The sequence below is a fragment of the Paenibacillus sp. NPDC058898 genome (assembly GCF_049316025.1).
Lineage (GTDB): Bacteria > Bacillota > Bacilli > Paenibacillales > Paenibacillaceae > Paenibacillus_AQ.
This window is the reverse complement of record NZ_JBMOSM010000001.1, coordinates 37,447-51,179: the sequence shown is the minus strand read 5'-3', so window position 1 is coordinate 51,179 and position 13,733 is coordinate 37,447. Positions and strand designations below refer to the sequence as shown.

The window sequence follows — 13,733 nt, the reverse complement described above, 5'->3', positions numbered from 1 at the left end:
TTCTTCTATTCTTATCTGAATTCCATAACCCAATACTTTTCGCCGTGCTTCTCTTCCTCAACCACTCTTTCCCAGCCGTTGTTTTCGTAGAATTTCAGCGCCTTGTGATTTGCGGATACACACTTCAATCGGATCGGCTTTCTCATGCTCTCAATCGCAGCATCAAGCAATTGTCTGCCCACTCCCTTGCCAGCATGATCCGGGTGAACGAATAAATGATGGATAAAGTTGTCTGGCAAATATAGCGCAGTAAATCCAAGGATAATCGTATTTTCCTCTGCCAATAGTATAAATTCTTTCTCCGTTTGCTTATCAAAATCGCCCAACGCCATCTCGTTTGCATCCGCCCAATGAAAATTTTCACGTCGTGATGCCAAGAATATTTCCCTAAGCTCAGGGTAATCCTCAAGCTTAGCCTCTCTTATCTTCAAATACTCCACACTCGCTTTCAATCAAGAAGATACGTTCCTAAATAATTATTGTACTCATAAGTTCAGCTTCATACCATCATGACTCGATACAAAGGCAGCTATCTAAGGAGATCCATCAAGTTTTCCAATTTCCGTTCTAACGCGCCAAACTGTACAAATCGATCTTCTCTCAGAAGCTCTTTTCCTTCAACGAACAAGAGAAGGGCCGGTGCCGTGAAAATCAAATATCTTGAGGCTATCTCCCCGACTGCTTCGCCCTGGATATGTCCCAATGAAATGCGGGGAAACCGGTCTAACAGTACTCTTAGCTTGGGTAATATGGCATGGCACACACTGCAATCTTGTCTCGATACATATAAAAAACTGAACGTGTAGTTGTCAATAAACCGTTCTATGGCGTCTATCGACGTCAGCTCTTCCATTTCTTTCATCTGTTGCACCTTACTTTCATGAATAGCTCTATGCCGATATTCAGTCTAATACCGCTGATATGTGCGCAGACGTAACCGCCCAGTGTGAAGCCGTCCAATATTTCGCTTGATCCTTCACGCAGATAATTTGCGGCGATTCATGCTTTACGTTCAAATCCTCGGCAATTTTATTGGAAACCGGGCGGGATTCAATGACTTTAACCAGTGTGTAATCCACATCGCCGTTTGGCGCCTTTTTCAAGTAAGATTCAAACTCCGAAAGAGCATTAGAGCTAACCGGACAAGTCGTACTATGCTTCAAAATAACTTGGCCGCGCTCGGAAGATTTTTTCAGAATCGTTTCCCATTCTTCTATTGTCGTAATTTCATTCCATTGCATATGATTTTCTCCCCTTTGATGTGATATAACTCATTGCTTCTATTATATAACTAATAGCTATTATACACGTAAACTCGACTAGTTTTCATGTTTAGAGTTCATCTTCAACCGATCGAATCCTATTTCAAATCCATCTCATTAGTCAATAATCATACTCTCTGCCATTGCCTTCAGATCTTTCTTAGTGATTAGACTTTTTACATTTACTATAATGGTATATACGATGTTTTGTTTACTATCATACCAACTGATCCTATCTCCATCTGCCTCATTCTGGAGATAAATAGCTTCAACATGTTTCAGCTGTATTTTCTCGGAAGAGGCATCAAGAGACTTCGTTAAGCTTGCACCTTGACCATACGCTGCCATGATCGATACAGCCGTGTCGCTCTTGCCATCGGATAGGTATACAATGGAGTTGAAGGCCTTCGACCAATTCAGCTTCTCTACAAACAACTTCTCACCACTGCTGGATGTATTGGCCTCATTCATCAATCTTTGTTCTAATTCTACGTATTTCACACGATCATTTTCTCCTGAAGGTGCCGGCCCATAAGGAAAAACTTGTCCATAAGCGAATTTCACACCCTTGGGAAGATAACCGGGTACCTGTAGAATGGGTGCCGAAGTACGAACACGCTCTTTTTGGAAATCATCATATGAACGATAGGCTATCGGTTGATATTCAAATTTTATAGGATTCGCCGTGTCATACCCGTTGCCCTTATTAATGTAATCATCCTTGATATAATATGCGGCCAGCTCTCCGGGCTTCAGCATGGATTTTACTCTCGTCCTGTATTCCTCCAGAAGATTGCTTAGTTTGGCTGGCAGCCCTGATGACGATGGATCGGTTGTTTTAAGAACGATTTCCCCTTTGCTATTAAAAATTTGAATATGCCCGGTTGCTGCATATGCAGTGAACGAGACTAGTAATACAGAGGAAATCATGATAGACAATACGGTTTTACCCTTGAAAGATCGGAATCCTGAACGTCTTTTATGCTGCTCGTCCTCAATATGTTGTCTGACTCTTGAAACAAACTCCACATCACGAAAATGACTGTCCGACACAGAATGCTGCTTCAACTCTTCGATTGGATCAACGATGTTTCCCATTGTTCTTCCTCCTTCCATTTATTCATGGCATCCTTCAGTTTTATTCTGATTCGGGTTATCTTTTTTCGGACGGCTTCCGATGTCTTTCCTGTTATTTCACTTATTTCTGCATACGACTTGTCGTGAAATGCATACAGAATTAATAAGCTTCTGTCCTCTACCGTAAGATCCACCAGCGCTCTCCTTAGCGGTTCGCTGAATGTCCCTCTTAAGTACTCCTGCTCTGCGCTTTCGGCGAAAATCTGTCCTTTCCACAATCTTCCCAGCTTCTGCGATAATTGCCGCCGGTGAATTACATTCAGACAATGATGGTAAGCGATCTTATATAACCATGCATTAAAGCTGACCGAAGGCTTATACTTTGTGATCGATTTGTATGCCTTCAAGAAGATTTCCTGCACTGCGTCCTCTGCTTCCTGTTCGCTACCCAGTAGTCGGCAGCAGTAAATATAGATTTGGCGCTGGTACTCACTTACGATAGGAATAAACGCCTCGGCATGCCCTTCCTGAATCTGTTGAACATATTTTTCAATCGTTTCAGCGTTTATGACTCTTCCCCTCCTCTCTAATAACTTGGATACCTATATAACCATGCAGCAAACGAAAAACGGACATTATTCGGAATAATCGGCCCATTAAATATATGACGGAGGCCATATGACCACAAAAAGAACCGCGATGGACGCGGTTCCCCTATGAATATGTATGGATTCCAAGTTACGATTTATTAGCTTTCACAATCAGAAAATGAGGGTTCGTCATTAGGCGATCAAACCATTTGGCCACCCATTCCGCAGCTTCCAGATTGTCCCTATGCGCTAAACTGGGCTGCGGCTCAACGATCTGTTCGATTCTAAACCGAGATGAAGTTACGTTGATGATTTCTTGAATCGGTCTTCTATAGAAAGTAACCTCTACGGGTCCAGACTCCTGTTTGTTCCAAACCTCCGTCAATAACTCACGGGCAAAGTAGTCTGGTCGGTCAAAATGTTTAACATCCATAAAAGGATGATGAACGGAGAAAATCAAACTTCCACCAGGTTTCAGCACTCGCTGAAATTCGCGAAAGGTCAGCGTCCAATCCTCGATGTAGTGAAGCGTCAATGAACTTACGATAAGATCAAACGCCTCATCATCAAAGGGCAGGTCTTCGGTTATATCGCATGCAAATATAGTCGCTTCATTGCCGACTCGTCTCTTACAGGCTTCTACCATCGCCGGGCTCAGATCAACCGCTGTAACCCTGGCCCCTCGTATAATAAATTGCTCCGTATACCATCCTGCGGCACAACCAGCATCTAGGACGGTCATTTGCTCCATATCCGCCGGTAACACGTTGAGCATGGCTGGCCTTTCGTAATAAGCATTATGCCCGCTCTGCGAATCCACATGTCTTTCGTAGTCTCCAGCCAGCTTTTCGTATGCCTCAATGACCTTCTCCTTCATGGATCATCCCCCCATATATTGTGCTCAGCTTGAGTACAGCGAACAATACGTGCGTTCGAAATTTCTGGCCAGCAAGTCCTCTTTTCGGATGAAAAATTGCAGTTCACCCGCATCCCACCAGCAAAATCCTATCTCGCCGTCCGAATCGATGGCCAGCAGCAGCAGTGTATCCCGAATCTCCTGCTGAGCCTGTTCCGCGTTGCCGCCGCAATGATCGGCAATCTGCTGCACAGCCGCCTCCATGGAGTAATTGTACTCTGATCCCGTTAACAGCATTAAAGCAGCCTCGTGCTCACAATCTCCATGCTGGGTAGAAGGGTAGCCAAAGATCGTCGCGATGTCGTCAGAATCATGCCCCGTCAATTGATGACACAGATCCTCGTAAGATTCAAAATCATGCTCATCATCCTCGACAAGCTCATCATCCACATAAGCGTAATTCGGGGGCTCAAGTGTGGCTCTTGCTTCAATACGGTAGCCTGCGAATTCTTCATCTAACGCGGTCCCCTCAGGCGCCCGGCATCGACTAGCGGCCGCTGTCTGATCCTCGGCCAGATACAACACCCGGTGTTCAATGTTATAAGCAGGTTCATCAACACCAACGAAGAAATACAGAACTCCGCTATGCGGAAGTGAAGCCGTGGCATCGTGAGCTGCCAAATCCCTCAACTGCAGCTGTGCCAAAAACGTCATCGGTGTACCATCCGAAGTCAGAGGCCATTCCATTCCTTCAGGAAGATCGGGGTCTCCGCCAATCCGTGAATTGCACGAGCTGGCATAGTCCTCCTCTCCCTGTTTGGATAAACGCATGCCTTGCCGAGTATGTTCGATCAAATAGTCTGCTGCATGTTCAAATTCGTGCTCTTGGATGATATTTTGCATCTTGATCAAGTTGTGTTCATTTAGCTTCATAGTCTAGTTCCTCTTCTTTTCAATAAATTAGAATGTTATGAGAATTACGATAATGTCCGGGAATCGTGATCTTCCTCTACTCTTCCTTAAAGAGATCTTCAATGATCGACTTGTCATAGCCATTAACCATCCTGTCACTCATCACGATTCCGTCTTGAAAACCTAAGGAATTCGGGCTTTTTCATAAGCGTATTTTTCATATCCCCCTCCATTGCACATATATAATAAATAAGTTCCCCTCATTATAAGCTTAGCACCTATCACTATATAAACCCCATAAACCATGCTTTGGTTGCCGGATAATTTAACATCTTTTGGTTTGTCCTGTCAATCCTATTTTTCAGCCCTGGCGACATTCTGGTGTTAGTTCTGGTTATAAACGTTGACACGTGTTCCATCCATAATTAGATCGCTGCTGTCCACAATGATTTCCTGTTGATCGAATAGACCACCTCCAACGGCAATGGTATGGCTGTTGGAATCGGTAATTTGAATTGACGTGCGAACAGCATAATATGCATTGCCGAGAGGGCCTTGTGTTTCTTTTATGGTGTAGACATAAGCGCCCTCGCTGTCCTTGTGAACGGCTTTATTCGGTATGAGGATCCCTTCGCTGCTCTTAGTTTTGACTATACTGATCCTCACTTGTTCGCCACCGGATAGCCCACTCCCTTTTAGTTTAACGAACAAACGTGTCATGGAACTGCTTGATTTCTCAGCGTCTTCGTCAACATCGGGACTGAGCGAGTTCATATCCTCATCTATCCTTTCAATCTCACCCGTAATTGATGGTTCTTCCTTGCCTTCAAGCATGATGTTATCCAGAACATCCCCTACGCTCAGCGTGGCAGCGATACCTGACGGTACATACATTTCTAACCCATACCCTTTTGCCAAATGGCTCATCGTGATATCCGGTTTCCCGGTAGAACCTAATCCCTCCATCGCACCAATCTCTATAACAATACCGTCAAAAGGGGCAACGATCTGCCGATTAACTGAAAGAGAGTGTTTCAGGTTCTCGATCTGCTGCTGTTGTGCAGCAATATCAAGCTTTGCCGTTTCGTACGCGCTTGTGGCACTTATAAGAAGAGACTCATCTTCTTCCTGCATCGCTTGAATGACATTATATTCGAGAAGTTCCATGGATAGATTCAGCTTCTTCAGAGCAGACTGCTCCACAGCAATCTGCTGCTTAACCTCACTGCCATCATATTGTATAAGAACTTGTCCTTTACGCACCATCTCACCTTTTTTAACGAGCACCTTATCGACTTTCCAGCCCGAAGGATGGATAAGTTCCCTCTCCTCCTTTGGATTTATCGTCGATCGGCCGACATAGGAATGAACCAGCGAGCCTTTGTTTACCGATGTAATCACTACCTTAGGCAGCGTCAAGGCTTGTAGGGTGTTACCTGCAAAAGTCAGTATAAGCAGAAGACCTGTGAACAGTCCGGCTGTTATGCTAACCTTGCGTTTTCTTGACCGGGAAATTACCTCTTCCAATATCCATCACTCCTAGTACTGAAACTAACCTTTTATGCCCGACAATTGAACGCCTTCAATAAAATAAGACTCGGCATACAGGAATAGCAGAATCATAGGTGCCATATACAATGCCGATGCGGCAAAACCGATTCCCAGTGCGTCTTTGTTAATCTGTGCAAGATATAGAGACAGTGGCTGTTTATAGGAATCTTGCAAAAATATGAGCGGTTGCTCGATCATGTTCCAATAGTCGACGAACAATAGAACCATCAGCGCGGCCAGACCAGGCTTCGCCAGCGGCAGGATAATACGCCAGAAGATGACCCATGCTCCTCCACCGTCCATCATGACCGCTTCAGAATACGCTCCGGGAATATGGGCCATGAATTGTCGCATCATAAAGACGCCAAAAGCTCCAAAGATGCCAGGTAAAATAATGGCGGCGGTATGGTTCATAAGTCCAAGCTTGTCTATAACGATATAATTCGGAACAAGCGTTACTTGAAACGGCATAAGCATGGTCATTAAATAAAGCATGAACAGCTTGTCCCTTCCGATGAAGCGAAGTTTGGCAAAGGCATAAGCCGCAAGCGAGGCGACGACCGCCTGTCCGGCAACAATCGGCACGACCAAGGCGACGGAATTCCAGAACATCCTTAGAAATTTTGTGGTTAGAACCAGTACCTCGGCATACTGTCCAAAGAATAGCCAATCAGGAATAATCTTCAGATTCACGAACGCGTCCTTGCCACCCTTCGCAACGTCGATCATCTGCCCCAGAAGGTCGTAATTCCGCCCAATCTCTTGCTCCGTCATCAGGGAGTTCGTAAAGGTAAGCAGAATCGGTACCAGCATGACAACGGCTAACAATCCGAGCAGCAGCGTCAGTACCAGCTTTGGAATCCACCGTATATTTTTCATGATGAGCCTCCCTTTGGTCACTCCAAGTTATCCCGAAATCGGCGCTCAACGCTCAATAGTCCCGTCACCAGAATGACGATGAAGCCGACCATCAGCGTGGCTGCAGCCGTCAGCTTCTGAATATCAAGCGAGGAGAACATGTTGTTCATATAGTGCTGCATCATATAGATCCGGTCATATGGATAATCGCCTGCAAGCAGATACGTCTCCCGAAAGACCTTGAAAGAATTGATGATGGAGATCAGCACGACAAAGAATGTTGTAGGCGTCAAATAGATTAGCGTAATGTGAAACAACTGACGGATCCGCCCAGCGCCCTCAACACGTGCCGTCTCGTAATAATCCTTCGGAATGGATTGAAGTCCGGCCAGAAATAAAATCATGTTGTAGCCGATGTTTTTCCACAAATACATGAGGATGACCACGCTCATCGACCAATCCGATTGCATCCAGTCGATCCTCTCTTTATGGAAATGGTGCAGCCATGCATTTAAGGTTCCGTTCCAATCGAAGAGGATCTGCCAGATCATCACAACGGATGCGACGGGTACGACAAGCGGCATAATAAAGGAGGTTCGAAGCCAATTGCGCATAAACAAGGGCCGATTCAGCAGTAATGCCAGAATGAGCGACAACGCGATGACCAGCGGAACGCCAATACCGGTAAAAATCAGCATATTTACCGATGCCTTGTGGAAGGAGCCGCTGCTTAGCACTTCATTGTAGTTATCGAAGCCAACTAATGTACCCTCCAATGAACCGTCCGTGAACGATTCGTAAATGCCCATTATGAACGGGATGATATAAAAGCAAGCAAAGCCGATCAGGCTGGGAGCCAAGAACCATAAAGCCTTCATCCCGTCTTTGCGCATCCATCTCCTTAAACTTCTTCTATTCATTCAGATAGGTCGTTACTTTATTCTGGATGAGCCTGGCGACATCATCTGCGGATTTCTGTCTGGCAAAGAAGGCTTTGGACTCATTTACGATGATGTCATTCACTTTGGCGGACTTGATCTCAACCTGATGAGTGGCTCCACCCACCAAACTCTCCAGTTGGTCCAGCTTGGCCTGATCGACTTTGATCGCCATTCCTTGCAGCGGGCCTTCCTCATAGGCTTTAACCGTTCCTTCTTCCTTCAATTGCTTGATCTGATTGGCAAATGATTTCTTGTTGATCGGAAATCCTGCCTTCGTGGAAGGCGTTTCGATTTCTCCGGACATCATGAATTTTATGAAATCCCACGCTTCCTCCTTCACTTTGGAGTTCGCATTCATGGAAATGCTCTTGTAAGGCCGGAAATAACCGCCGGCTGTCGTTTCCTGGGCATGAGGCTTCATGTAATACTTCATATTCTCGCCGTATTCCCTTAGAGATACGAGATAGTCCCAAGGAGAGTTGATATGGATGGTTCTGAAATAAGCCTTGCTCCGAGGATCCGTGGTCACGATATGATTGTCGTACATGGACTTCACCTGGTTCATCAGACCGGTAAAGGAGGCCGATTCGAAATTGCCCTTGCGGCTCTCCGTATCCACAAATAAGGAATAATTGTCAAGTGCAATGTCTGCCAGCAGGTTTTCGGGGCCACCAGATACCAGCGCTGATGGGTATACCTTGGAAGCCGCCGCCAGCTGATTTGCGGTATTTATAAAATCGTTCCAGGACCAGGTTTTGTCGTTAATCTGAATCCCGGTTTGCGCGATGGCATCTGCATCTCCGGCAAAGCCTTCCAGAAAGAATGCGAGCGGCATGCTGTAAAGTCCTTTGCCGGTTCGAGAATTGTCCAGGATATTACCGAAATAATCTTCCTTTCGGAAAGTGGAATCCTTGTCCATCCATTCACCGAGATCAACCAGCAGATGATGTTTAACGTAGTTATCAGTAGGCAGAATATTCACATATTCACCCGATTGGAGCAGATCGGGGCCTTTGCCTGCCAGCATCGCCGTATTCGTATTCTTGACGAACTTCTCCTCATCCGCCTCCATGTTCGAATCGTCGGTATAACCCGTCTGCAGCTTGATTTCGATATTCGGGTGAAGCTGTTCGTAATTCTTCTTTGCTTCCTGAAACAGTTCATCTGGGAAAAACATCGAAAAGACGATGGTCTTTTTGCCACCGGAGGCTGATTCATCATTCTGAGTTGTGCTCTGCACCGAACCACCGTCGTTTGTACCTGCGGACGCTTCATTGCCGCCGCTGGTTCCCGCTGATGATGCTGCCCCTGTTGGGCTTCCACTACCGCAAGCGGTTAAAGAGAAGGCTATAAAACAGCTAACCAATAATCCTAAACCGATGTTCTTCATATGACGATTCTCCTCATCGTTTCATTCGTTGAGATATAGATTGATCTTGTTCTGAACTTGTTTCGCGACAATGTCCGCTGATTTCTGTCCGCTGAAGAAAGACTTTGATTCATTGGAAATGATCTCATCAATCTTGGACTGTTTCTCGGTGGAATGAACGGCTCCCGTAATATAGGCGTCCAGTTGGTCCAGCGATGCATTGTCAACCTTGACCGCGGGAAGATCAGCCTCATGAATCGTTCCTTCGTCTTTTAGCTGCTTCAGCTGTTTTTCGTAGGCAATTCTGTTAATCGGAAAACCAGGGCTTTGATCATACACATCGGTATAAGACTGTGCCTCATCCTCTATGAGAAATTTGATAAAGTCCCAGGCCTCTTTCTTATGAGGCGAGCTTGCGTTAATTCCGATCATTCCGAAGTTTTTAAAATAACCTCCAGCCTCCACATCTTGCGGATGCGGTTTGGCATACAGCTTGGTATGCTCGGCGAAATTGTTCAACAGATACCCTCGGAGGGAACTGATGGTTTCTTCGTTGAAATAAGCTTTGGCATTCCTGGCAGTTTCGCTGCCTCTGCCACCGTCATCTGTAACCATGTCGTAAAGTAAGCCTTCATCGAACATCGTTTTGATCTGCTGCATTAACCCGGCAAAGCGCACCGAATCGAAATTGGCTTTCCCGTTTCCTTCTGTGACGAGCTGGCGGTAGTTTTCAGCGACCATCTCGCTCAACATATAATGCGGTTCGCTAATGAGCGCATTCTTGTACTCGCCTTTCTGTGTCAATTGCTTGGCAATATCCGTAAAATCGCTCCATGTCCAACTGCTGTCATCGATCTTGACTCCGCTCTTTCCGAGGGCATCCTCATCGCCAATCAAACCGGCAAGGGAGAAATAAAGCGGCATCCCGTAAAGTCCCCCGTCAATCTTCGAGTTGTCCAAGATGTTGGTGAAATAATCTTTCGTCTGAAGCGATGAATCCATCTCCATCATGTCGCTTAGATTGACAAGCAGATGACGGCTTACATATTTATCTGCCGGGAGCATATCAAGCTCAATCAGATCGGGACCTTTGCCGGCCAAGATGGATGTGTTCGAGGAGGTAACGAATTTTTCAATATTTGCATATACCTCGTCGAGGTCCTTCCCCTCAGTAGGTGTAGCCTGCAGTTCAATCTCGATGTTGGGATGCAGTTTCTCATACTTCTTCACAGCCGTCTGCATGTAATTGCTCAGATAAAAAGTCGAGAACACGAGCTTCACATGTCCTTTTGAATCCACACTTTCTTTCGTATTTCCGTCTTGCGCCGCTGTCGCTCCTTTCATTGCCATTTCGCCTTTGTTCCCCTGAGCTCCACTGCAGGCGGAGAGAAAGAGGATTAGACAAATCCATATCCAGCCTATTTTCTTCATCAATGACTCACCTTTCTTTAATTGAAACTATCTTCGCTGACTTTTCCAAATATAAATTAAAGATGTCTCCGAAACTTCACCTACTTGTAAACAAATTGTCTCTGAAATAACCCCACAACATATAAATGCTAATATCTAAAAAAAAGACGGCAGACTGAACGATATTTCGTTCAGTCTGCCGCAAATAAGGTTGCTATCCACTTTGAAGGGTTAGGTTAGCTATTGAAACTTAATAATAAACGGTTGATTATACGAGACGACACTTGGCTCCGGATTCGTTTGTTGTCTTGAAGTGGAATATATTTTTCGCCCATTTACCAGAAGACTGTCATTATGCGGGCTCCAATACATTACCGACGGGAAGACGCCCTGATAGACCGATTCTTTGTACAGGACGTTGTTTCCTTGAAGCTTTCCTGCAAAAATTGAGATTGTATCGTTGTCATCTTTCTGGGAATAAGCAATATACTTCCTGTCTTGCGATAATTGAAAGCTAAGAACCCTCTCCAGCAGGACAGAGAGAGCCATGTTTCGTCGATCGTACTCATAGATCTCGCCTTCCGTTCCAAGGAAAACAAACTGATCTTTATTAAGCCATGCCATCTGATCACCGCCCGCCTGATGCTCGTATTCGATATGAAAGCTGCTTCCGTTTATCGTCCCCATGCTGATACTAATGGTCCGTTCATTTTGCACCACAATCAGTGCGCTTTGTCCATCGTCCGACATTTTCACCTCGGAGACGATGCCTGTGTTTCGGAGGCCCTTCAGCGGATAGACCTCGACTTGCCGGGCGGTTGTGTCATACACGGCCATTTTGACAACGGGGTTTGTGGCGACACCCACATCGGTTTGTCCACTGACGGGGCCTGAAGCGACATCTGTAGCGACGTCTGTGACGAGATAAGAGATGTATCTGCTGTTATCCGACCAAGTGAGCTCTGTCAAGAGCAGATCATGACGGGGCTTTATGGTGGCCATGATGGTTTCCCGTCCATCAGAAAGCGATATCAACTTCAATACATTGCCGTCCTTTGTCTTCTTAATACCGACGATATATTTGCCGTTTGGCGACAGTTCGAGATTCCAATGATCAGCGTCCACGCCTTGCAGCGTCTCGAATTTTTCATACGGCGGTGAGAGCCGCTGCAGCAGATATTGCGACAAGCGCATCTTTGAGTCGGGGGCCTGAAAAAGACCGAGAACGGATCCTGAATCCTCCCAACCAAGCAATTGATCGTCCTTCGTGTCCGAAATCGGAAGACGATATATCGTTTTTACTTGGAATGGGGCGCTGCCCGAATCGGCAACTTGCTCATCTTCCGAGCTCGGAATAACGATGGTCTCCGACCGCAGACCTCCCTCACATCCGGACAAGAGGAGGATGATTGCAAGCAGCACGGGCAAACCTGCAAATCGTTTCCGTATCATCATGATCTCTCCTCCCTGAAGTAAGGTAGTTCCACGTAAACCATGATCTGCCCGTCCCGGCTGACTAGGCGGATGGTCCCTCCATGGTCGTCGACGATCGATTTGGCGATACTGAGACCCAGACCGACACTGCCTTCTTCCATGAACTTATGGCCCGCCGAATAGAACGGCTGAAACAGGTGCTCAAGCTGGTCAGGTGGGATCGGTTCACCCGGATTGTCGAAAATAAAGCGAACGAGTCCAGAGTCCAGTTCGGCCTTAGCAGAAATCTCCGATTGGGGAGAGCTGTATTTGATCGCATTGTCCAGCAGGTTGATGAACAGCTGGCGCAGCCTGTCCGGTTGTCCGTTTACATACAAATGTTCATCCGTCTGGCAGATGATGCGCTTCTTATAACGCTTGGCACGGAAGGACATGGAATCGCTAACGTCTTGCAAAATTTGACCCGCATCCACCTTTTCGAATTCACGGTCGTCCGAAGCTCTGCGGGATACTTCCAGCAGCCTTAGCACCATGTTATGCAGCCGCCGGCTCTCTTCAACAATGTGATTCATGCCCTTATCGAAGAATTCCCGGTCGTCATCCCCTTTCTCCCGAATAATCTCGGCATAACCAAGAATGGACGTCAGTGGCGTCTTAAGCTCATGGGTGACATTGTCGAAAAAACGTTTTTCCTGATCGTTAAGCTCCTGAAGGCGATCCCGATCACCCTCAATCGTGGAAATCTGGCTTCCGATCCGGTCAATCATGTCATTGAAATTCAGAGCCAGCTCGCCAATTTCATCTCTTCGCCGGAACGGGATTCGAACATCGAGATTCCCGTTCTTCACTTCCGTGGAAGCCCGGGTCAGCTTCACTAATGGAATGGTGATATGCCGGGATAGCATATAGGAGAATAGGAATGCCGCTCCAAATATGGCGAGCGCGATGTAGAAAATGATGTCCATGATGCGCCCGCTTTGTTCATAGAGCAGGGTGAAATCTTTGGTAAATCTCAAGATGCCCACCTTCACTCCATCGATGATAACCGGGTATGAATATAGAACGGTTCCGCTATTCCGGCCATAAGTGATGGTATAAGCCGTTTTGCCCTCGATCGCTTGCCGGAGATCCTCGTCCGACTGTCCGGAGAACTCTCTCTGGTCTGATGAGAACAATAACTTGCCATCTACGGTGTAAGCACTAACATGGCTTGATGTAGCATGATTCAAATCATTCACCATTTCCTCGGCCATCTGTCCGAAATAAAGATTATTGTTCGTGAAATGGTTGATAAGAAATGCTTGCCTTACATATACATTGCTGTTGTTTTTGAGTCCGACCAGATCCGACGTCACGATCTTTTGATTGCTTGTCCGAATGATCTCCTTCACGGTCTGATTGAGTACGAGGAACGAGAGGCAGAAGATCAGAAAAAAACCAACAATAAACTTGGCTCTGATGGTCCGAATCATC

14 protein-coding genes are annotated in these 13,733 nt (G+C 46.1%); all 14 read right to left on the bottom strand.

Annotation, left to right across the window (positions count from 1 at the left end; all coding sequences use genetic code 11):
• Positions 1-11: 11 nt before the first annotated feature.
• The 14 genes from ACOZB4_RS00190 to ACOZB4_RS00125 all read right to left on the bottom strand — a co-directional run bounded on the left by ACOZB4_RS00190 (position 12) and on the right by ACOZB4_RS00125 (position 13,732).
• On the bottom strand, positions 12-431 hold the full coding sequence (locus tag ACOZB4_RS00190) for a GNAT family N-acetyltransferase (RefSeq protein ID WP_339272873.1): 420 nt from the start codon (positions 429-431) through the stop codon (positions 12-14).
• Between the two features lie 98 nt (positions 432-529).
• Positions 530-862 (bottom strand): thioredoxin family protein, encoded by a 333-nt coding sequence (locus ACOZB4_RS00185; protein ID WP_379409384.1) that lies wholly within the window; start codon positions 860-862, stop codon positions 530-532.
• Between the two features lie 40 nt (positions 863-902).
• On the bottom strand, positions 903-1,241 hold the full coding sequence (gene ytxJ / locus ACOZB4_RS00180; protein WP_379409388.1) for a bacillithiol system redox-active protein YtxJ: 339 nt from the start codon (positions 1,239-1,241) through the stop codon (positions 903-905).
• A 138-nt stretch (positions 1,242-1,379) separates the two neighbouring features.
• The gene (locus ACOZB4_RS00175; RefSeq protein WP_379409391.1) at positions 1,380-2,360 is read right to left on the bottom strand and encodes a hypothetical protein; all 981 of its coding nucleotides are present in this window, start codon (positions 2,358-2,360) and stop codon (positions 1,380-1,382) included.
• Positions 2,327-2,839, bottom strand: coding sequence for an RNA polymerase sigma factor (locus ACOZB4_RS00170; RefSeq protein ID WP_272914367.1), 513 nt, complete (start codon positions 2,837-2,839; stop codon positions 2,327-2,329). Before ACOZB4_RS00170 ends, ACOZB4_RS00175 begins: the two co-directional genes overlap by 34 nt.
• A 238-nt stretch (positions 2,840-3,077) precedes the next feature.
• A complete protein-coding gene (locus ACOZB4_RS00165) occupies positions 3,078-3,806 on the bottom strand; it encodes a class I SAM-dependent methyltransferase (protein WP_379409394.1) in 729 nt (242 codons plus the stop codon).
• 24 nt (positions 3,807-3,830) lie between these two features.
• Positions 3,831-4,718: a YwqG family protein gene (locus ACOZB4_RS00160; RefSeq protein ID WP_379409398.1), complete on the bottom strand. Its 888-nt coding sequence runs from the start codon at positions 4,716-4,718 to the stop codon at positions 3,831-3,833.
• A 363-nt stretch (positions 4,719-5,081) separates the two neighbouring features.
• Positions 5,082-6,224, bottom strand: a complete 1,143-nt coding sequence (locus ACOZB4_RS00155) for an efflux RND transporter periplasmic adaptor subunit (protein WP_379409401.1) — start codon at positions 6,222-6,224, stop codon at positions 5,082-5,084.
• A 24-nt stretch (positions 6,225-6,248) separates the two neighbouring features.
• Positions 6,249-7,127 (bottom strand): carbohydrate ABC transporter permease, encoded by an 879-nt coding sequence (locus tag ACOZB4_RS00150; RefSeq protein WP_379409405.1) that lies wholly within the window; start codon positions 7,125-7,127, stop codon positions 6,249-6,251.
• Positions 7,128-7,144: 17 nt separating this feature from the next.
• On the bottom strand, positions 7,145-8,026 hold the full coding sequence (locus tag ACOZB4_RS00145) for a carbohydrate ABC transporter permease (RefSeq protein ID WP_339272862.1): 882 nt from the start codon (positions 8,024-8,026) through the stop codon (positions 7,145-7,147).
• Positions 8,019-9,437: an ABC transporter substrate-binding protein gene (locus ACOZB4_RS00140; protein ID WP_379409414.1), complete on the bottom strand. Its 1,419-nt coding sequence runs from the start codon at positions 9,435-9,437 to the stop codon at positions 8,019-8,021. The genes ACOZB4_RS00145 and ACOZB4_RS00140 overlap by 8 nt, the downstream gene beginning before the upstream one ends.
• 21 nt (positions 9,438-9,458) lie before the next feature.
• Complete coding sequence (locus tag ACOZB4_RS00135) at positions 9,459-10,766, bottom strand: ABC transporter substrate-binding protein (RefSeq protein WP_379409417.1); 1,308 nt, start codon at positions 10,764-10,766, stop codon at positions 9,459-9,461.
• Between the two features lie 300 nt (positions 10,767-11,066).
• Entirely contained in the window at positions 11,067-12,281 is a 1,215-nt protein-coding gene (locus tag ACOZB4_RS00130) for a hypothetical protein (protein ID WP_379416202.1), read from the bottom strand.
• Positions 12,278-13,732: a sensor histidine kinase gene (locus ACOZB4_RS00125; RefSeq protein WP_379416205.1), complete on the bottom strand. Its 1,455-nt coding sequence runs from the start codon at positions 13,730-13,732 to the stop codon at positions 12,278-12,280. The genes ACOZB4_RS00130 and ACOZB4_RS00125 overlap by 4 nt, the downstream gene beginning before the upstream one ends.
• Position 13,733: the final 1 nt, after the last annotated feature.

Coding starts and splice junctions, on each gene's coding strand:
- ACOZB4_RS00175 (WP_379409391.1), bottom strand. CDS start 2,360: ATGGGAAACATCGTTGATCCAATCGAAGAGTTGAAGCAGCATTCTGTG.
- ACOZB4_RS00165 (WP_379409394.1), bottom strand. CDS start 3,806: ATGAAGGAGAAGGTCATTGAGGCATACGAAAAGCTGGCTGGAGACTAC.
- ACOZB4_RS00150 (WP_379409405.1), bottom strand. CDS start 7,127: ATGAAAAATATACGGTGGATTCCAAAGCTGGTACTGACGCTGCTGCTC.
- ACOZB4_RS00185 (WP_379409384.1), bottom strand. CDS start 862: ATGAAAGAAATGGAAGAGCTGACGTCGATAGACGCCATAGAACGGTTT.
- ACOZB4_RS00145 (WP_339272862.1), bottom strand. CDS start 8,026: ATGAATAGAAGAAGTTTAAGGAGATGGATGCGCAAAGACGGGATGAAG.
- ACOZB4_RS00135 (WP_379409417.1), bottom strand. CDS start 10,766: ATGGCAATGAAAGGAGCGACAGCGGCGCAAGACGGAAATACGAAAGAA.
- ACOZB4_RS00140 (WP_379409414.1), bottom strand. CDS start 9,437: ATGAAGAACATCGGTTTAGGATTATTGGTTAGCTGTTTTATAGCCTTC.
- ACOZB4_RS00130 (WP_379416202.1), bottom strand. CDS start 12,281: ATGATGATACGGAAACGATTTGCAGGTTTGCCCGTGCTGCTTGCAATC.
- ACOZB4_RS00160 (WP_379409398.1), bottom strand. CDS start 4,718: ATGAAGCTAAATGAACACAACTTGATCAAGATGCAAAATATCATCCAA.
- ACOZB4_RS00125 (WP_379416205.1), bottom strand. CDS start 13,732: ATGATTCGGACCATCAGAGCCAAGTTTATTGTTGGTTTTTTTCTGATC.
- ytxJ (WP_379409388.1), bottom strand. CDS start 1,241: ATGCAATGGAATGAAATTACGACAATAGAAGAATGGGAAACGATTCTG.